This window comes from Chitinophagales bacterium (assembly GCA_019638515.1).
Taxonomy (GTDB): Bacteria; Bacteroidota; Bacteroidia; order Chitinophagales; family LD1; genus UBA7692.
Genome location: JAHBTS010000004.1, coordinates 117,114 through 137,129, shown reverse-complemented (window position 1 = coordinate 137,129; position 20,016 = coordinate 117,114). Strand labels below are relative to the sequence as shown.

General features: G+C 41.6%; 16 protein-coding genes and 1 tRNA gene. 10 read left to right on the top strand and 7 right to left on the bottom strand.

From position 1 onward, the window contains the following. The first annotated feature begins 1 nt into the window (after position 1). The 3 genes from KF872_08910 to KF872_08900 are packed head-to-tail and all read left to right on the top strand — an operon-like array spanning position 2 to position 1,977. Positions 2-649: a sigma-70 family RNA polymerase sigma factor gene (locus tag KF872_08910; protein MBX2903662.1), complete on the top strand. Its 648-nt coding sequence runs from the start codon at positions 2-4 to the stop codon at positions 647-649. Further along, positions 646-1,299, top strand: coding sequence for a GTP cyclohydrolase I FolE (gene folE, locus KF872_08905; protein ID MBX2903661.1), 654 nt, complete (start codon positions 646-648; stop codon positions 1,297-1,299). Before KF872_08910 ends, folE begins: the two co-directional genes overlap by 4 nt. Positions 1,300-1,308: 9 nt before the next feature. Next, a complete protein-coding gene (locus KF872_08900) occupies positions 1,309-1,977 on the top strand; it encodes a flavodoxin reductase (protein ID MBX2903660.1) in 669 nt (222 codons plus the stop codon). Here the strand turns inward: KF872_08900 and KF872_08895 are convergent, their stop codons facing one another. From KF872_08895 to purE, 3 genes are read right to left on the bottom strand one after another with little or no spacing between them, the layout of a single operon-like run. After that, a complete protein-coding gene (locus KF872_08895; protein ID MBX2903659.1) occupies positions 1,978-2,865 on the bottom strand; it encodes a hypothetical protein in 888 nt (295 codons plus the stop codon). Then, positions 2,865-4,205: an alkaline phosphatase family protein gene (locus KF872_08890; protein ID MBX2903658.1), complete on the bottom strand. Its 1,341-nt coding sequence runs from the start codon at positions 4,203-4,205 to the stop codon at positions 2,865-2,867. The genes KF872_08895 and KF872_08890 overlap by 1 nt, the downstream gene beginning before the upstream one ends. Next, on the bottom strand, positions 4,189-4,704 hold the full coding sequence (gene purE, locus KF872_08885; GenBank protein ID MBX2903657.1) for a 5-(carboxyamino)imidazole ribonucleotide mutase: 516 nt from the start codon (positions 4,702-4,704) through the stop codon (positions 4,189-4,191). The genes KF872_08890 and purE overlap by 17 nt, the downstream gene beginning before the upstream one ends. 103 nt (positions 4,705-4,807) lie before the next feature. On the opposite strand from purE, the gene KF872_08880 reads away from it, so the two are divergent. Beyond that, positions 4,808-6,031, top strand: coding sequence for an MFS transporter (locus tag KF872_08880; protein MBX2903656.1), 1,224 nt, complete (start codon positions 4,808-4,810; stop codon positions 6,029-6,031). A 256-nt stretch (positions 6,032-6,287) separates the two neighbouring features. On the opposite strand, the gene KF872_08875 is transcribed toward KF872_08880, so the two are convergent. Continuing rightward, the gene (locus KF872_08875) at positions 6,288-7,217 is read right to left on the bottom strand and encodes a bifunctional hydroxymethylpyrimidine kinase/phosphomethylpyrimidine kinase (GenBank protein MBX2903655.1); all 930 of its coding nucleotides are present in this window, start codon (positions 7,215-7,217) and stop codon (positions 6,288-6,290) included. 84 nt (positions 7,218-7,301) lie between these two features. Between KF872_08875 and KF872_08870 the strand changes: the two genes are divergently transcribed. Beyond that, a tRNA-Asn gene (locus KF872_08870) sits at positions 7,302-7,375 on the top strand. A 79-nt stretch (positions 7,376-7,454) separates the two neighbouring features. Here the strand turns inward: KF872_08870 and KF872_08865 are convergent. After that, a complete protein-coding gene (locus KF872_08865; GenBank protein MBX2903654.1) occupies positions 7,455-8,612 on the bottom strand; it encodes a homogentisate 1,2-dioxygenase in 1,158 nt (385 codons plus the stop codon). Between the two features lie 10 nt (positions 8,613-8,622). Further along, entirely contained in the window at positions 8,623-9,018 is a 396-nt protein-coding gene (locus tag KF872_08860) for a hypothetical protein (GenBank protein MBX2903653.1), read from the bottom strand. A gap of 164 nt (positions 9,019-9,182) precedes the next feature. Here KF872_08860 and lpxD point away from each other — a divergent pair, with 164 nt between their 5' ends. From lpxD to KF872_08845, 3 genes are all read left to right on the top strand, one after another. Continuing rightward, positions 9,183-10,214 (top strand): UDP-3-O-(3-hydroxymyristoyl)glucosamine N-acyltransferase, encoded by a 1,032-nt coding sequence (gene lpxD / locus KF872_08855; protein MBX2903652.1) that lies wholly within the window; start codon positions 9,183-9,185, stop codon positions 10,212-10,214. A gap of 78 nt (positions 10,215-10,292) precedes the next feature. Continuing rightward, a complete protein-coding gene (locus tag KF872_08850) occupies positions 10,293-11,735 on the top strand; it encodes a bifunctional UDP-3-O-[3-hydroxymyristoyl] N-acetylglucosamine deacetylase/3-hydroxyacyl-ACP dehydratase (protein ID MBX2903651.1) in 1,443 nt (480 codons plus the stop codon). Between the two features lie 113 nt (positions 11,736-11,848). After that, positions 11,849-16,741, top strand: coding sequence for a gliding motility-associated C-terminal domain-containing protein (locus tag KF872_08845; GenBank protein ID MBX2903650.1), 4,893 nt, complete (start codon positions 11,849-11,851; stop codon positions 16,739-16,741). A 12-nt stretch (positions 16,742-16,753) separates the two neighbouring features. On the opposite strand, the gene KF872_08840 is transcribed toward KF872_08845, so the two are convergent. Continuing rightward, positions 16,754-17,230: a PaaI family thioesterase gene (locus KF872_08840; GenBank protein ID MBX2903649.1), complete on the bottom strand. Its 477-nt coding sequence runs from the start codon at positions 17,228-17,230 to the stop codon at positions 16,754-16,756. 83 nt (positions 17,231-17,313) lie between these two features. Between KF872_08840 and KF872_08835 the strand changes: the two genes are divergently transcribed. Together KF872_08835 and KF872_08830 are read left to right on the top strand one after the other, a co-directional pair. Beyond that, positions 17,314-18,849 (top strand): sulfatase-like hydrolase/transferase, encoded by a 1,536-nt coding sequence (locus KF872_08835; GenBank protein MBX2903648.1) that lies wholly within the window; start codon positions 17,314-17,316, stop codon positions 18,847-18,849. After that, positions 18,839-19,843 carry a formylglycine-generating enzyme family protein gene (locus tag KF872_08830; GenBank protein ID MBX2903647.1) on the top strand — a complete coding sequence of 335 codons (1,005 nt, stop codon included), beginning with the start codon at positions 18,839-18,841 and terminating at the stop codon, positions 19,841-19,843. Before KF872_08835 ends, KF872_08830 begins: the two co-directional genes overlap by 11 nt. Positions 19,844-20,016: the final 173 nt, after the last annotated feature.

Here is a 20,016-nt window from a genome sequence, read left to right as displayed (position 1 = left end):
CATGAAGCAGTTTGAAAAATATACCGAAGTCGAAATCATAGAGCGGATTCTAAAAGGCGAGAAAGCACTTTATGAAATAATAGTAAGGAGGTTTAACCCGTATTTGTATAAAGTAGGGCGCTCGTATAATTACCATCACGAAGACACCTTGGATTTAATGCAAGATACATTTGTAGATGCCTACAAAAACCTGCAAAATTTTGAAGGTCGATCCAACTTTAAAACATGGATAGTGCGCATAATGCTCAACAACTGTTATAGAAAAAGAGAAAAAGCAAGTTTTAAAAATGAAATAATGGAAGAAGCTAAAGAACAAGCAACGCCAATGTTTGCATACACACAAGGCGACACCGAAAAAACAATACAAAACCGCGAACTTGGTCATGTAATAGAAACCGCACTCAATAAAATTCCACTCGATTACAGAATGGTTTTTTCGTTGCGCGAAATAAACGGAATGAACATAGAAGAAACAGCCCAAGCGCTCAGCATTACCGAAGCCAATGTAAAAGTGCGCTTAAACAGAGCAAAAGCAATGCTTAGAGGCGAAATCGAAAAAATATATTCTGCCAACGAAGTGTTTGAATTCAATCTAATCTACTGCAATGCCGTGGTAGAAAACGTAATGAAAAAAATAAATGAACTATGAGTTTTCTTAAAGAAACAGCCAATACAATAGCTACCACCACCAGCATACCACATACACAAGTTGCTGCTTCCGAAAAGCTTTCTGAAAAAGAAAAAATAAGCAAGATAGAATTTCATTTTACCCAAATAATGGAAGCGCTTGGTTTAGATTTAAAAGACGATAGCCTAAAAGGAACACCAAAGCGCGTGGCAAAAATGTTTGTACAAGAAACCTTTAGTGGACTAAACCCCGAAAACAAACCCGCCATAAGTCTTTTTGAAAATAAATACAGCTACCGGAAAATGTTGATTGAAAAAAACATTACGCTGTACTCAAATTGCGAACACCACTTTGTACCTATTATTGGGAAAGTACACGTTGCTTACATACCCGAAAAGCAAGTAATTGGACTATCGAAAATAAACCGTATAGTGCAGTACTATGCCAAGCGTCCGCAAGTGCAAGAGCGGCTTACCATGCAAATAGCCGAAGCATTGAAAGAGATTTTTAAACACTCCGATGTGGCAGTGGTAATTGAAGCCGACCACCTCTGTGTAGCTGCCAGGGGAATTAGAGATACCAACAGCCAAACCATTACATCGTATTATTCCGGGCAGTTTGAAAACGAAGCCGTTAAGCAAGAGTTTCTATCACACATTCATCATAAATAGCAATACAACATGAGCCACGCAGTTAAAGTATTGGCAATAGAAAACCTTACCCACGATGTGCTGCACATAGTTGCCGAAAAACCTGCAGCATTAAACTATCTGCCGGGTCAGGCGGTAGATGTTTCTATCAATAATGCAACATGGAAAAACGAGCTAAGGGCATTTACTTTTACTTCTCTACCCGAAGACAATCAAATAGAATTTATTATTAAAACATATCCCAACCACCAAGGCGTTACCAACCAATTACTTTTGCTTAAAAAGGGCGATGAACTACTAGTGGGCGATGTGTTTGGCGATATACACTACAAAGGCGAAGGCGTGTTTATTGCAGGCGGTGCAGGCATTACACCGTTTATTGCCATACTGAAAAATTTGGAAAAAGAGCAAAAGCTTGGCAACAACCAATTGATTTTTGCCAATAAAACAAGGGCAGATATAATACTGGAAAAACCGCTTCAAAAATTATTGGGAGCAAACTTTACCAATGTGCTCTCCGGAGAAGAGTGCGAAGGCTATCACCACGGATTTATTACACCGGAACTTCTACAAACACATCTTACCAACGGCATACAGTATTTTTATCTCTGCGGGCCGCCACCAATGATGGAAGCCGTAGAAAAACAGTTGGCAACACTGGGCATAGCCTCCGAGTATATAGTGAAAGAAGCCTTTTAGTTATACAGAAATATTCTCTTTGCCCTCGTGTTTCCAACGTTTGTGGCTCCAAAGCCAATCGGCAGGTGATTGCTTTATTTGTGCTTCCAATAATGCTGCAAAACGCAGGGTGATTTCAGAAGCCGAAAGTGCAGTTTTGCCATCGGTAATAGGAATAGTTTCGATTTGGTAGAAACCTCTTTTTTGGCGTATTACTTTTACAAAAAGCACTTCGTAATTATTAGCAACCGCATAGCGTGCTGCTCCTGAAAAGAAGGGTAAACGGCTATTTAAAAAATCGCACCACACCGCGCCATGTAAGCCTCTGGGCGATTGGTCGGCCACATATAAATGAAGTGCTTTGTTGCTTTGTTTCTCTTTATAGTATTGAATAAAACCCTTGCCACGCATACTTACCAGTTGCATGCCAAACCGTTCGCGGCTTTGTTTAATCCACTTGTTCCAATAGTGGTTATTGGGTGGATTATAGAGAGCAAATACTTTGGAGTAATCTGTTACCATACTGGCGGTTAAGCCAGCCCATTCCCAAGAGCCGCTATGGCCCAAAAGCGCTACTATGCTTTTGTTTTCGCTGCTCCATTTATTCACCAAGCCTAGGTCTTTTACCGGGCAGCGTTGTAGTATGGTTTCTTTAGAAACCGAAAGAGCAATAATGCTTTCGGCAATGCGCTCGCCCAAAATGTTATAGAAATCGCGCGTGGTACTTTGTATGCGTTCTTCCGAAAATTCGGGAAAGGCTTTTTGAAGATTGGAGCGCACGGTTTTTTTTCTGTAGCTCAAAACATGGTTCAATAAAAAAGCAATGCCATCGCCTATGGCAAACAACGCTACGGGTGGAAGTTTGGAGAGCAACCACAACCAAGGGAATAGCAAATAATAACTGAACATTATTTTACCGAAAGTTCGTTTTGGTTAATGGAATATATCCATTTCCTTTTTCCGTTTCGTTTAAAAGTTTCTATGGTGCAAAGCCTATTGCCTTTTTCGCCACTAATGGAAATACGCCCAAAATTGTGTCCTTGCTTTTTGGTGCCTTCTACACGCAGCGGGTTTTTATTTAAGCCTACTAGGCGTACCGGAAGAGCGGGGGCGGTAAGTGGTGAGCAAGAATAATCGTACATTGGATAGCCATTCCATTCTTTTTTACAAAGTTCGGTAAAGTGCATATCACCCGTTAAAAACAAAACGCCTTTAATATTGTTTTGAGCTATAAAATCGAGCAGATCTCTTCGTTCGCGGCTATAATCCACATACTTTTCACCAAACCCCATTTCGCTAATTACTTGTGTGCCAATAACAATAAATTTAAAAGTGGCTTCGCTGGCAAGCAGTTGCTGCTTAAGCCACAGCATTTGAGTTTCGCCTAAAAATGGTGCAGTGGTATCTCCCGGAGTTCCGCGGAAGTAGCGGTTATCTGCCATAAAAAAATCGGCATCGTAGTAACTGTACTTAAAATAATTGCCATACAGCGATGGATTATCGGGATAAGTGTTGGGCCAAAAGCCTTTAAATACTTTCAGGGACGAATCTTTGAGGTGCCAATCGCTGCCGGCATCATTGGGTCCAAAATCGTGATCGTCCCATCCGGCAACATTGGGTTGATGGGCTAAAAAGCGAGTGAGTTTTTTATACTGTTTACGCATTTTCATATAGCGTTTAAACATATTGTCGTAGCTGGAGTGGTCTTTCCAAAGCATATACACATTATCGCCCGTCCACAACATAAAATCGCTGTTTTTTTGGCGCATTCTGTTTAAAATAAAATGCTTAAAACCGGGATACGCAATGCGTAAAATATCTGTTTGCAGCAATAGGCAAGAACCCAACAAAAAGTTGAAGTCTTTTACAGGCTCATCCAACAGGGTTTGGAAACCGTATTTTAATTGCTTACCCCACCCATCAATTTCAATGAGTATGTGGTAATAGTGTCCGGGTTGCAAATTTTCAAACAGCATGGTAAGCGCCACTTCGCCTTTGGCATTGGTGATGTGCGATTCAGAAATGGGGTAGTGAATTTTTTTATCGGCAGTATCAATTAAAAGCAGTGCATTTTTTCCTTTTCCGGTATAGCCGATCCACACTTTGGCAGAAGTGGCGGTAACAGAGCCAACCACAGGCCCCGCCAGCAATTTGGGTTTTTGAGCCAAAACAGCAAACGAAAAAAGTAAGAAGAAAAGCAATAAGCTAAGTTGCTTAAAAGAGGAGGAGTTGTTATTCGTCAAAATCATTTGTATAGCCGGCAATTTTTAATTCACGAACAGAATGAAGCACTTTTTCTGCCAGTTGTTTTTTATAGTTTTCTATTCGTTTGTAAAGTTCGGCATCGTTGGCTCCAATAATTTGAGCTGCCAGTAATCCGGCATTTTTGGCACCGTTTAAAGCTACGGTTGCCACCGGCACTCCTGCCGGCATTTGAAGGATAGAAAGTACAGAATCCCACCCATCAATAGAGTTAGAAGATTTAACCGGAACGCCAATTACAGGCAAAGCAGTTACCGCAGCAATCATGCCGGGCAGGTGTGCTGCGCCTCCGGCTCCGGCTACTACCACTTTTAAGCCGCGTGCTGCGGCAGCAGAGGCATAATCCATTAAGCGCTGCGGAGTTCTGTGCGCACTTACAACAGTTAGTTCAAAAGGAATTTGTAGTTCGTGTAGTATATCGGCCGCTTCTTGCATGATGCGCAAATCGCTTTGACTGCCCATCACTATTCCTACCAAAGGATTCATTTTTTTTAATTTGATAATGTGTGAGCCAAACCTACATTTTAAAAATGAATTGAGTTGAAGTTGCTGCCACAATTTTTTTTAATTCGTGTAAGTATAAAAACGGATGAAGGTAGAAAACAACCAACTGCTCTCTGCGAGCGTAATAGTGGCTTCGCTGGGCTACTTTGTAGATATTTATGATTTACTGCTTTTTGGTATAGTGCGCGTAGCAAGTTTGCAGTCGCTGGGTTTTGAAGGCGAAGAACTTAAAAACATAGGCTTGCATTTAATGGATGTGCAAATGTTTGGTTTGCTGCTGGGCGGCATTTTGTGGGGCATATTGGGCGATAAACGCGGTAGGCTGAGCGTGTTGTTTGGTTCAATCTTTTTGTATTCGGTAGCCAACATTGCCAATGGTTTTGTGCAATCGGTAGAAGGTTACGCGCTGTGGCGGTTCGTTGCCGGTGTAGGATTGGCGGGCGAATTGGGTGCGGGCATTACTTTGGTATCAGAAATTTTGCCTGCAAAAAAGAGAGGAATAGGAACCATGATAGTGGCAGTGGTTGGGCTTTCGGGGGCAATAGTTGCAGGCGTTATTGCAAAAATTTTCGATTGGCGAACGTGTTACTTTATTGGTGGTGGTTTGGGCTTGGCATTGTTGCTGCTAAGGGTTGGAGTGGCAGAATCCGGCATGTTTCAGCAATCGAAAAACAAGAATATTTCGCGAGGAAATTTCCTGGCTTTATTTACAAACAGCAAGCGTTTTTTGCGCTACTTGCGGTGTATTTGCATTGGTTTTCCCACGTGGTTTACGGTAGGTATTTTAGTTACTTTTTCTCCGGAGTTTGCGCAGGCATTGAACATTTCGGAACAAGTAAGCGCGGGCAATGCAATTATGTTTGCTTATGGAGGTTTGGTTGCGGGCGATTTGGTGAGCGGCTTATTGAGTCAAATATTGCAGAGCCGAAAAAAAGTAATGTTTATTTTTTTGGCGCTTTCTGCAGTAAGCATAATGGTGTTTTTAAACGCTTTTGGAATAAGTGCCAACATGCTGTATGCGCTTTGTTTTGCATTGGGATTTTCTACCGGATTTTGGGTAATTTTTGTAACCATTGCCGCAGAGCAGTTTGGAACCAATTTGCGGGCAACCGTTACCACTACGGTTCCCAATTTTGTAAGAGGTGCATTGGTGTTGATTATTGCGCTGTTCCGCTTTTTTGAAACACAAACCAACATACTTACCGCTGCAACCATTGTGGGTGTAATGTGTTTGTGTATTTCGTTTTTCTTTTTGTATGGCATGAAAGAAACATTCCACACAGATTTGAATTATGAAGAAGAAGTATAATTTTTTTGAAACAAAACGGTTCAAAAAAGAGTATAACTATTTAAATCCTTCTCAATCAAATTTTTTACTTTGACAATTGGCGCGGTGTTGGGTGAAAAGAAACAGTAATTCACCAAAACCGAAACCTATGAGAAAGATTGCTACTCCACTTTTTATTGCCTTTGTATTGGCATTGCTATCCGGCTTTGTAAAATCTACAAAAGATACGCCAAAAGACACGAAGCCCTCAGCAATAGTTGCCGTAAAGTAAAACCTACTAGTCTTCTAAAATTATATCGAACTGTACTAGTTCTATAAAGGTTTTTACACGCGTTTCAATTTGGGCGTGTGTAAGTTCCTTTAGTTTTTCAGTACCAAATTTTTCTACGCAAAAAGAAGCCATGGCAGAGCCGTAAATAATAGCGCGCTTCATATTTTCAAAACTTATATCTCGGGTTTTGTCTAAGTATCCGGCAAAACCTCCGGCAAAAGTATCGCCAGCTCCGGTAGGGTCAAAAACATCTTCGAGCGGCAGCGCAGGAGCAAAAAACACATTATTTTCGTGAAAGAGCAGCGCACCGTGTTCGCCTTTTTTAATTACCAAATAGCGTGGCCCCATTTCTAAAATTTTCTTGGCAGCTTTTACCAAAGAATATTCATTGGAAAGTTCGCGGGCTTCGGCATCGTTAATGGTAAGCACATCTATTTTTTGCAACACTTCCAGCAGCTTAGATTTATATGTTGGTGTCATCCAAAAATTCATGGTGTCGAGAATAATTAACTTGGGCTTAGCGGTTAATTGATTCAGCACATTGAGTTGGAGGTTGGGATCAATATTTCCTAAAAGAAGAATATCGCTGCTTTGGTAAGCGGCAGGAATTACGGGATTAAACTCAAGCAATACATTCAAATCGGTTGTAAGCGTATCGCGGGTGTTCATATCCAAGTGGTATTTACCGCTCCAGAAGAAACTTTTTTTGTCTTTTTTAATTTCAATACCCGAAATATCTACGCCTCTTTCTTTAAGCAAATCTAGTTCGTTCATATCGAAATCGTCTCCGATTACCGATACAATATTTACTTTTTTTGAAAAGAAAGAAGCGCTCCAAGCTATGTAGGTAGCGGCTCCGCCCACTATTTTATCGGTTTTTCCAAAAGGTGTTTCGATGGCGTCAAAGGCAACGGTGCCTACGGTAAGTAAACTCATTTTTTATACGTTAATATTTTTTCGTGCGCGAAGATTGTGAGATTTATTGGAGAATTATACATTTGCAGTCCTTAAAAAAGGAATTCCTCCTTAGCTCAGCTGGTTAGAGCACATGACTGTTAATCATGGGGTCCTTGGTTCAAGCCCAAGAGGGGGAGCAAAAAGCCGATGAATTTTCATCGGCTTTTTTGTTTTTGGGAGCTTTGATTTTAAATATACTGTTGTTGCATCGGCTTTTTAGTCCATCCAACTTTTGTAGTAATTGGCATCTTCTATTGGGAGTGCATCTTCGCAAATCCAGAGCGATTTAAAAGTATCTACCATAACCGCCAACTCTTGTGTGGCTTCTTTGCCAATACTGCGCTCTACTGCACCCGGATGCGGACCGTGCGGAATACCGATTGGGTGAACGGTAATCATTCCTTTTTCTACATGCTTACGGCTCATAAAATCGCCATCTACATAATAAAGCACTTCATCGCTATCTACGTTGCTATGGTGATATGGCGCAGGAATTGCCAACGGATGGTAGTCGTATTTGCGTGGCACAAAACTACATATCACTAAGTTGTGTGCTTCAAAAGTTTGGTGAATAGGAGGCGGCAAGTGCACCCTTCCGGTAATGGGCTCAAAATCGTGAATAGAAAAGGCAAAAGGATAGTGGCAGCCATCCCAACCTACGGCATCAAATGGATGATATTGATAGTGGTACGGATACAGCAAATTATCTCGTTTAATGTAAACTAAAAAATCGCCTTTTTCATCGTGGGTGGTTAAGTTTTGCGGCTCTCGAATATCGCGCTCGCAAAAAGGAGAATGCTCTAACAATTGCCCGGCATGGTTGCAATATCTTTTTGGATAGCGGAAGGGCGAAAAGGCTTCTACTATAAGCAGGCGGTTGTTTTCGGTTTCAAAGGATATTTGGTAAATGGTACCACGCGGCACTATTAAATAATCGCCATAACTAAAGGGCAGTTCACCATAAACCGTTTTAAGAACACCTTTTCCTTCGTGAATAAAAAGCATTTCATCGGCACCGGAATTTTTATAGAAATAGCCTTCGGTGCCTTTGGTGGGTGCAGCTAAAATAACATGGCAATCGTTGTTTACCAAAACAGGTTTGCGGCTTTTTAAAAAGTCGTTTTCGGGCTTTATATTAAAACCTTTGTAGCAACGGTTTTGCATATTTTTATTGTTAGAAACCCTAGGTGCTACATTTATTGGTTCATCTATTTGGGTTACTACCGTTGGCGGATATGTGTGGTAAATTAGCGAATACACATCGCTAAAACCTTCGGTGCTTACCAATTGCTCTGCGTATAAACCACCGTTGGGTTTGCGGAACTGAGTATGTCTTTTGCGGGGAATTTCGCCTCGTTTAATATAGTGTGGCATTGCTATAAATTTATTTAGTTCCGTTAAATGAATAATACTTTACATCGCTGGCGTTGTTTTTGTTGGTAGCGCTGCCCAAAATTGAAATAGAATTGCCGTTTCTGGTTGCTGTGCCTTTAAACTTGTAAGTAGCAGGATCTCCGGCAAGCTGTCCGTCTTCATCTACTTCTACGTTGGTAGCCGAAGTAATTTTTGCAGCATCAATAACGGCATAAGTAAGGTATAAAGAACCCAACACGCTTTGCAGTTCAACCTTTAATGTGCTGTTGCTTGCCTTACTAATAATTACACGTTGAATATTTTGCCCCGATTGTCCGTTGTAGGTTCCCACCCAATTATCGGCATCTTTTTTACAGCCTTGAAAAGCAATAGCTAATACTACTAAAGCAAATAAGAATTTTTTCATACTACATAATTTTACTGGCGAAGATATAAGTTGTTGTAAATACGAAAAGCTATACAGAAATATTGTTGTTTTAAAACCGTGCCAACAGTAATATAATTCGAGGCACATAATTTTTTTGAAAAAAATCGTTTACTTATGTCGGGTAAAAATTATACAACACGCTTATGCAATTCACTGCTCGCCAAATTTGCGAGGTAATTAATGGAAAGCTGGAAGGAAACCCCGATGCGTTGGTTTCAAAACTTTCTAAAATAGAAGAATCCGATACCGCTTCTCTTACGTTTATCAGCAATCCTAAATACGAGGTATATGCCGAAAATGTAACAGCTGCCGCACTTATCGTAAACGAAAATTTAGTGGTAAAAAGCAAAAATGTGGCGGCAATTATTCGGGTTGCCGATCCATATTTGGGATTATCTACTTTGCTTTCGCTGTATAGCCAGAGTGCTCAAGGTAAAAATGGTGTTGCAGAATGGAGTCGCGTGGGCGAAGGTACCACCGTGGGCGAAGGTGCATCTATTGCAGAATTTGCCTTTGTGGGCAACCATGTAAAAATAGGCAAGAACGTAAAAATATATCCACATGTTTTTATAGGCGATTATTGCGAAATAGGCGACAATGCAGTGTTATATTCCGGAGCAAAAGTATATCACCATTGTGTGGTGGGCGAGCGCACCATTATTCATTCGGGAGCCGTTGTTGGTGCCGATGGATTTGGTTTTGCGCCACAGCCCGATGGCACCTATCAAAAAATTCACCATGTAGGAAATGTAATTGTGGGGAGCGATGTAGAAATTGGTGCCAATACTTGTATAGACAGGGCTACTCTCGGTTCTACTTTTATTAAAGATGGTGTGAAGTTAGATAACCTTATTCAAATAGCACACAATGTAGAAGTAGGCGAAAACACCGTTATGGCAGCATTGGTTGGCGTTTCGGGAAGTACCAAAATAGGTAAAAATAATATGGTGGGCGGCCAAGCCGGCATTACCGGACACTTGGTAATTGCCGATGGTACCAAAATACAAGCGCAGGCAGCAGTAATAAAAAATGTTGAGGAACCCAACAAAGGACTTTCGGGTACACCGGCAATGGATGCACGCGAGCACTATCGCCAACTGGCAGCACTCAAGCAATTGCCGGAGCTAATTAAAAAGGTAGCGCAGTTAGAGAAAAAGCTGAATGGACAACAATAGTTCATCTTCCGTAAATTATAGATAAGTTTGCAGTGGCTATTTTTAGGCTTTAAACAAAATTATCTATACATATTAGTAATGAACTCTACCAATCAACAAACAATTAAGAAAGCCGTTTCAATCTCCGGAGTGGGCTTACATACCGGGCAACACGTTACCATCAATTTTCTTCCCGCAGCTCCCAACCACGGCATTAAGTTTCAGCGGATAGATTTGCCCGAAAAACCAATTGTGCCAGCAGATGTAGATTTGGTAGTAAGCGTAGATAGAGGAACCACTTTAGATAAAAACGGAGTTAAAGTAGCCACCGTAGAGCACCTCATGGCAGCTTGCCTTGGCTTGCAAATAGATAATCTTTTAATTGAATTGAACGGAATGGAAATTCCCATTATGGATGGAAGTTCAGCACCGTTTATTGAGGCCTTGGAAAGTGCCGGACTGCAAGAACAAAGCGAACTGCGCGAAGTATTTGAACTAAGAAATCCGATTTCATATATAGACAAGGAAAACGGAGTAGAAATGCTTGCTATGCCGAGCGACCATTATCGCGTAACGGCAATGATAGATTACCAATCGCCAATTCTTGGCCAGCAACACGCATCGCTCGACCACCTCAACGATTTTAAAAAGGAATTTGCCAGCGCACGCACTTTTTGTTTTCTACACGAATTAGAAATGCTGCTAGATGCAGGACTTATTAAAGGCGGAGATTTAAACAATGCCATTGTGGTGGTAGATAAACAAATTGAAGAAAAAGAAGTTGCCCGCTTAGCGGCAATCTTTCAAAAACCGGATATTAAAGTAGTAGAAGAAGGAATACTCAATAATGTAAAGCTACGCCATGCCAACGAACCTGCCCGCCACAAATTACTAGATATTATGGGCGATTTGGCATTGGTAGGCATACCGTTTAATGCACAAATAATAGCCACCCGCCCGGGGCACAAATCCAACATAGAGTTTGGAAAAAAAATAAAAGCATACATCAAAAAGGCTCGTTTGCTAGACGATGCTCCGGAATACGATGTAAACGAACCGCCCATTTACGATTCGGTGCAGATAAAACGCATGCTGCCGCACCGTTATCCTTTTGCCTTGGTAGATAAAATTATTAAGCTGAATGAAAAGGAAGTAGTGGGTGTAAAAAATGTAACTTTTAATGAAGAATTTTTCCAAGGTCATTTTCCCGATAATCCGGTAATGCCTGGAGTATTACAAATAGAAGCACTAGCGCAAACAGGCGGTATTTTGGTGTTGCGCGAATACCCCGATCCGGAAAACTACGACACCTATTTTTTAAAAATAGACAAGGCAAAATTTAAGCAGAAAGTTGTACCGGGCGATACGCTTATCTTAAAAATGGAGCTGCTTTCTCCCGTTCGTAGGGGCATAGTAGAAATGAAAGGAACAGCCTTTGTGGGCAGCAAAATGGTTTGCGAAGCCGAGTTGATGGCACGCGTTGTGCGCAGAGATACAACAGGAGCTAAGCAAGCACAAACTGCGAAAGAAAGCAAGGTATAGCTAAAATAAGCTTAGTATCCAATATTCTTTACTTGGAGTATGCAACGCAAATTTGCATACACGCCTCTAATTACTATATTCGGCAACCAATTTTTAACCCATCTATATTTTTAGTGAAAAGACTTTTACACATACTCTTTGCGTTTATTTTAGCGCATACTCAACTTTTTTCGCAGTGTATCACCAATGTAGATTTTAATACATGGACAAAAGTCGGGCAACCGGCAAATGGCAACTGGGTGGTGCAAGGAGGCGGCTCTTCGGTGCGCCAAACCGTAAATGGCGACAACACCTACTTTGTTTCTCCATTCGATTTAATGAATGTGAAAGTTACAGGAAGATTTAGAACCACAGACGATGATGATGACTATATGGGCTTTGTATTTAGTTTTTTAAACCCAATGGGCCCGATAGACGATTATGATTGTTGGCTGTTTGATTGGAAAGAGGAAAACCAAAATTCGGCACAAAGCGGCATGTCTATCAACCGTGTTTTGGGTACAATACCCCCAAGCCAATACAATACTACCTTTTGGTCGCACCAAAACACACCGGAGTTTACAGTGGTGCAAAACACTTTTGGTGGGCCGGGCTGGCAAAGAAATTACAACCACGCTTTTGAGTTGAGGCTAACCTATACCAGAGCTATCATTTATGTAGATGGAAATTTAATTTTTGATGTTACAGATTGCTTTAAACCGGGAAGGTTTGGTTTCTATAATTTCTCTCAAGAAGATTGCTATTACAGCAACTTTCAATACGATTTGTTTATTGATTTCTTAGTGTCTAATGCCGGAAAAAAATGTAGAGGCGATTCAGTAAGTTTTGATTTTGTAAACCCATGCTATCAAGCTTCGTTGGCTCAATATCAGAGCCTTCGTTGGGATTTTGGCGATGGAACTATTCTTGTAAACAACAATCCAACGTTTGCCAATGCCAACGTAAAACACCTTTACACAACTGCCGGCAATTATACAGCAACACTTACGGTAACAGATTTTAATGGCTGTTCTTCGGTTGCTACCAAACAAGTACAAATTGCCAATCCAATTAGTATTGCATCTACCCCAACTCAGCCACCTTGCAATGGTGGTAACAATGGCAGCATACAGGCAAACCCCTCGGGAGGCTTTGGTCCGTATAGTTATACGTGGAGTACCGGACAAACAACACAAACAGCCATTGGTTTAACGGCAGGAACCTATACCGTTACCGTAACAGACAATATTTGTACCTCCACAGCACAGTTTACACTTAATCAACCTACACCGCTAACGGCTTCTGTAGCAAAAACCGATGCCAACTGTGGCTTAAATAATGGTACAGCAACCGTTACCGTAAGCGGAGGAACAACTCCATACCAATACGTTAACTGGCCCACCATTAGTTCCACAAATGTGGCCACAGGTCTTGGCGCGGGAACATATATTCCCGATTTTAGAGATGCCAATGGCTGTTCATCGCTATTGCAATATAATGCCACTATTGCATCCTTACCTTGTGGTATTACTTCTAGTGTAAGCAAAACAGACGTAGCTTGTTTTAATGGAACAACAGGTAGCGCAACCCTAACGGTTACAGGCTCTTCGGGAACACCCAATATTTCTTGGTCTCCGGGTGGGCAAACAGGGGCAACAGCTTCTAATCTGAGTGCCGGAACATATACCTATAGCTATACCGATAACAATGCGGCACATGCTTTTACGGGTCAAGTTACCATAACCCAACCTTCTGCAGCAATGGTGGCACAAGTAAGTACCACTCCAATTAAATGTGCAGGTAGTAATACGGGTCAAGCGTTGGCATCTGTAGTTTCTGGTGGTGTACCAAACTATACTTATGTATGGAGTAATGGAAGTGGAAATAATCCTGCTGCTAATAATTTACCACCCGGAAATATTAGTGTTACCATAACCGATAGCAAAGGTTGCACCGCTGCTGCCACCGGAAATGTTTCGGGAGCGGCAAGTTTGGCTGTGAGTATTGCTACTACACAAGATAGTTGTTTTAACTCTGCGAAAGGAAAAGCAATTGCCACCACAACCGGAGGGACTCCTCCGTATGATTATGAGTGGAGTAATTTTGTAACCAGCGATAGTAATTTGAATATTAGAAGTGGTACTTATACGCTTACTGTTACAGACTTAAATGCGTGTACCACAACAGGAACAGCTACTATAACCACTAATCCTGTTTTGAGTCAAACATTTGTAAGAGAAGATGTAAAATGTTTTGGGCAATCTACAGGTAGTTTTAATGTAAGTATTACCGGAGGTGTACCCGGATATAATATTGCTTGGTCTCAGCCGGGACTTACCGGAACCAACCCAACCAATTTGGCTTCTGGCATCTACTTTTATACAATTACCGATGCACATAATTGCAGAACCGTAGGTGGAGATACCATAGAGCAGCCCGATTCTGCTTTAACAGCCAGCACTTCCCACACCGATGTTACGTGCAATGGTTTAAATGATGGCACTATAACCGTTACCACAAGCGGAGGCACACCGCCTTATACCTTCCTCGGAAATCCACTTCCTGCCGGAACAATCACCATACCAAGCTTAGCGCCAAACACGTATGCAGGAAACATAATAGACAGTAATGGCTGTACTTTTGCAGTTTCGGAAGTTATTACCGAGCCAGCCGTGTTAAGTCTTGCGGAAACCCACACCAATGTTGGCTGTAACGGACAAAGCAGCGGAGGCATAGATATTACGGCAAGTGGAGGAACTACACCATATTCATTTGCATGGAATGATGGGGTATTAACGGAAGACCGCACCAACATAGTAGCCGGAAGTTATAGTGTTACAGTAACAGATGCAAATAATTGCACAGCTACTATAAGTGCTACTATCACCGAGCCTGGGGTTTTTGCTTTAGCAGAAACGCATACCAATGTTGGTTGTAATGGGCAAAATACGGGAAGTATAGATGTGGTTACCAATGGCGGTATTGGCACAATTACTTACTTGTGGAGTTCAAGCGAAGTTTCAGAAGATATAACCGGAAAAGCAGCTGGAAACTATTGTGTTACCGCAACAGATGCTAACACCTGTACCGCAACATTGTGTGTTGCTATAACTGAACCTGCCGCATTAGTAGCTACAACTTCACATACCGATGTAACTTGTTTCGGATTGAATAATGGTTCAATTACCATAAATGTTTCAGGGGGTACAGCACCATATTCATTTTTAGGAAACGCAGTGCCGGCCGGCAGTTCAACTATACCAAACCTTGCTCCCAATACTTATGCGGGTGTATTAACAGACTCAAACAATTGCTCGGCAAGCCTTTCTGAAACAATTGTAGAACCAACACAATTGGCAGCAACAGAAGTTCATACAGATGCTTCTTGTAATGGTAATACAGACGGTAGCATTACATTAACAGTAACCGGAGGTACTACGCCATATACTTTTGATTGGGGCGGAGGAGTAGCAACACAAAACAGAACAAACCTTACTGCAGGCAATTACAACGTTACTGTAACAGACGCCAACAATTGTACTGCAACGGTTGCGGTTACAATTACTGAACCGGCAGCAGTTCCATTAACCGTTGCGGGAACAGATGCTACTTGTTTCGGAGCATCCGGTAGCGCTACTGCAACTCCGGCAGTGGGCACGGCTCCATATTCTTTTGTGTGGAGTGCATCTGTATCTACAACTGCCACAGCCGCATTGGTGGCGGGCACACATTCGGTAACTGCCACTTCAGCAGAAGGCTGTAAACAAACAGGAACAGTTACAATAAACGAACCAACAGAAATTGTAGCAACCGAAACACATGCAGATGCCATTTGTTTTGGTACAGCAACAGGAAGTGTAGATGTAAATGCTTCCGGAGGTACAGGTTCGCTCTCGTACCAATGGCAACCCAACATAAGCAGCAGCAACACCGCAAGCAACTTAGCAGCAGGCACTTATGTAGTAGTAGTGAGCGATGCAAATAATTGTTCAAAAACGGTTACTGCAGTGGTGGCAGAGCCATTAGCTGTATCGCTAACAACAACAGCAACCAATGTGAGTTGTTTTGGCTTAACAGACGGTGCTATTACTGCGGTTGCTACCGGAGGAAATTCAGTTTTTAACTATGTAGCTACGGGAAATGCTGTAGGCAGTCTTCCTTCGCAAAGTGGAAGTTTTTCTAATTTACCTGCAGATTCATATAGTGTGGTAGCAACCGATGCTAATGGATGTACGGCAATGTCGTTTCTAACCATTACATCGCCAACAGAAATAACCGTTACTACTACTATTACAGATGTTACTTGCCATAAATATTCCGATGGTTCTGTTCAAGCAATAGCCGCGGGTGGTTCTCCGGGATATAACTTTAAGTTTAGTACGGGTGAAAACAATGTTTCTGGATTATTCTCTAATTTGGTTGCAGGAAGCTATTCGCTTACAGTTACAGACCAAAATAATTGCAGCACCACAACTTCGACAGTAGTAGTAGAGCCAGATTCTCTAATGGTAACAGCATTGCCAAGCCCAACTCAAACACCATTGGGCGTTCCGGTACAGTTGAATGTTACTACCAACCAATCGGGAACTATAAACTATACATGGATTCCTTCAACAGGTTTGAGTTGCAGCACTTGCGACAATCCGGTGTTTGACGGAGTAAACACCGTTACGTACACAGTGTTTGTTTCAACCAGTTTGGGTTGTAGTGGCTCTTCTGAAATTACAGCGGTAGTGGTGCCGGATTACACGGTTTATGTGCCCAATGCATTTTCGCCAAACAACGATGGTGTAAACGATTATTTACAAGTTTATGGAAACTTAAAAGCGGTAAAAACCTTTGATTTAAAAGTATATAACCGCTGGGGCGAAAAGGTGTACGAAAGCGATGATGTGAATTTCCGTTGGGACGGACATGGCGGAGGCAAAAAGCTACCTGTGGGCGTGTATGTTTATACTATAAAATATGTATTTATAGACAACCACAGCAACAATAGCTATAAAGGTTCTATTACAATTTTAGAGTAATAGAAAAGGGGTTTATTTTATAGCTTCTTTGGGCAATACAGCCATGGTGGCAGATCCTTTTGCAACCAATATTTTTTCGTTGGTTTGTGGGTCGAGATACCAAATTTCGCCTTCGCAGAAGTGAAAACGTTTGCCCGGCTTTATTACCCAGCCTTTAGCAAAAAACACATCGCCCATACCGCGATTCAAGTACGAAATTTTTGCTTCAACCGTAAATACCAAATCGCCTTCGCGTACCAAGCTGTATGCAGCAAAGCCTTCTACCATATCTAAAATTGCCGAGGTAATGCCTCCGTGTAAGTATCCGTTTTGCTGTTGGTGGTGCTCTTTAAAAGCTAGCACACCGTTAATTTCTCCGGCTTCGATGTCGGTAATCTCGAACCCTAAAAAGGGCATAAATTTATTGGCAGCAATGCGTTGCTGTACATAGTTTTTAAAATTTGGATTTAAACTTTCCATACGTGGCAAACATAGGCAGAGTTTTTTCATAACCGCTTAAAAAGTATGCCGTTAAACCTTCCTTGTTCTTAGCTCAAAAAGTTTTATACATTTGGAAATACAGACACACGGACATGAACAAAACGGTACTTTTTATTTCAGTTTTTGCCATTGTATTTTTTTCGTTGGCACTCATTTCTTTTAAAGAAAAGAAAGCCAATACAAATCCGCCAAATGTAATTGTAATACTTGCCGATGACCTGGGAAAGTTTGATGTTTCTGCATATGGCGGCATACATGTAGCAACACCCAATATAGACAGCATTGCCTTAAACGGGTGTATTTTTAATGATGGCTATGCCTCTGCAGCTATTTGCGCTCCATCGCGGGCAGGCTTGCTCACCGGAAGTTACCAGCAGCGATTTGGGTTTGAATTTCAGCCACACAAAAAGTATCCGCGCAGTTTTTTTATCCGTTCGTTTTACAAAATGTTTATGCGCAAAGAAGAAGCATGGCAAATGGAGCGCGGGCAAGAATTACCTTCGCGGCAAGAAGCTCGGCAAGAGGGCATTCCACACGCACAAAAAACCATAGCCGAGTTTTTTAAAGCCAATGGTTATAGCACAGGCATGGTGGGCAAATGGCATTTGGGCTATCACGAACCCAACTTGCCCAACAATCGCGGGTTCGATTATTTTTATGGGTTTACTGAAGCGTTTTCTTTGTATGCCCCAAAAAGCAACCACGAAATAGTAAATGCCAAAACAAAAGAGTTTACCGATCGCCATATTTGGAATCAAGGTAGAAGTCGCTTTTGCGCCATTCGCCAAAACGGAAAAGTTGTAGAAGAGAAAGAATATATTACCTACCGCTTTGCCGAAGAAGCCAATAAGTTTATTGAAGAAAATAAAGCACAGCCATTTTTTTTATATGTGCCGTTTAATGCTCCACACACACCGTTTCAAGCTCCGCAAAAAATATACAACCAACTATCGCACATAAAAGACCACAATAAGCGCGTATATTTTTCTATGATAGTTGCTTTGGACGAAGCCGTAGGAAGCATTAGAAACCAAGTACGCAAAATTGGGTTAGAAGAAAATACCATCATTATTTTTGCTAGCGACAATGGAGCTGCAACCTACATGGGCACACCGGATAACAGCCCACTAAAAGGAGGAAAATTCACACTGTTTGAAGGCGGCATCAATATTCCATTTGTTATGCAGTGGAAGGGAAAAATTAAACCACAAACGGTAGTAAATCAACCTGTAAGTTTGCTCGATGTTTTTCCAACCGTATCGGCAGCTGCCGGGTTGCAAATTCCCGATTATGCCAAGCCCGATGGCGTAAACCTTTTACCGTATATTTTTGGTGAAGAAAAAGGCGAGCCACACAAAGCGCTCTTTTGGAGGTCGGGCTACAACCGCGCCATTAGAAAAGGAGATTGGAAGATGATTGTGGACGACCGCAACATGGTGCTGCATCTTTACAATTTAAGCAACGATAAGTTTGAAATGGAAAATATACGAAGCAAGTACCCAAAAGTAATAGATGAATTATTCGATGAACTCGAAGAGTGGGATAGCGAAATGGAAAAACCACGCTGGCCCTTTGTAATGAACTATAAAGTAATAATTGATGGCGAGCAGTTTATATATGCTATTTAGCCGCTTCAATATCAGATATTTATTACCTGTTTTTTATTGGTTATGTATAAGCAGTTGCAACGCTCGTAAACAGCAGCAGTGCAATAATTTATTGCCGCAGGCAGCAGCATATATTACAAACGATACCATACTTTCTTTTCCTTCAGTTATAGCCGATACCAATCATATGGTGCATATATTGGGAGGAAATTTTTTAATGGGAAGCGAAGCAAACAAAATGCTTCAAAATAAAGATGAACAACCGCCACACCTACAAAAGGTAAACAGCTTTTTTATAGATTCTGCCGAAGTTTCAATTGCCGATTTTAAAGCCTTTACCGAAGCCACAGGCTATATTACTACTGCCGAAAAGCGAGGCACATCGCTTGTATTTTATTACACCACCAAAAGCGCCATAGGCGAAGCGCAACTGCCTTGGTGGAAAGAAGAGAAAAACAAATCGTGGAAGCAACCACTTTCACAAGCAAAAAAGCAGGTAAGCAGCCAGCTTCCGGCAGTGCACATAAGTTGGTTCGATGCAGTAAATTATTGCACTTGGAAAGGGAAACGCCTGCCCACAGAAAGTGAATGGGAGTATGCAGCCGTAAGGGGTTTAAAAATCCGGCAGCCAATGAATATTTTTCAGGGAAATTTCCCTGAAAAGAACACAGCAGAAGATGGGGCAGAGTTTATGGCTCCGGTAAAAAGCTTTGAACCAAACGCCATAGGCATTTACAATTTGCAAGGCAATGTTTGGGAATGGTGCAGCGATTATTATCACGCACAATACTATCAATACCTCAGCAGCGATTCGCTAAACGAATTGCCCACCTCGCCAACCAAGAGTTACGATCCGCAAGAACCATTTATACCCAAAAGAGTAATACGAGGCGGCTCTTTTTTGTGCAACGAAAGTTATTGCAGCGGCTATCGCCCCACGGCTCGAATGAAAGCCCCTCCTGCTCAAACCTATATGCACGTTGGGTTTAGGTGTGCCGTAAGCACCGTTAAGTAGCAGCCGACACTCACCAGAAAAGCTATAAAAGCAAAAATTTTTTTTTGAATACAATTGAATAAAGTACGGCAACGTTGTATGGTGGTATTCCTTTTGTAAAAGAGGCAGCGAAATAAAAAATGAGAAAAACTATTGCACAAAATTGATTTGTTTGTTTTCTGTTTCAGCAAGCC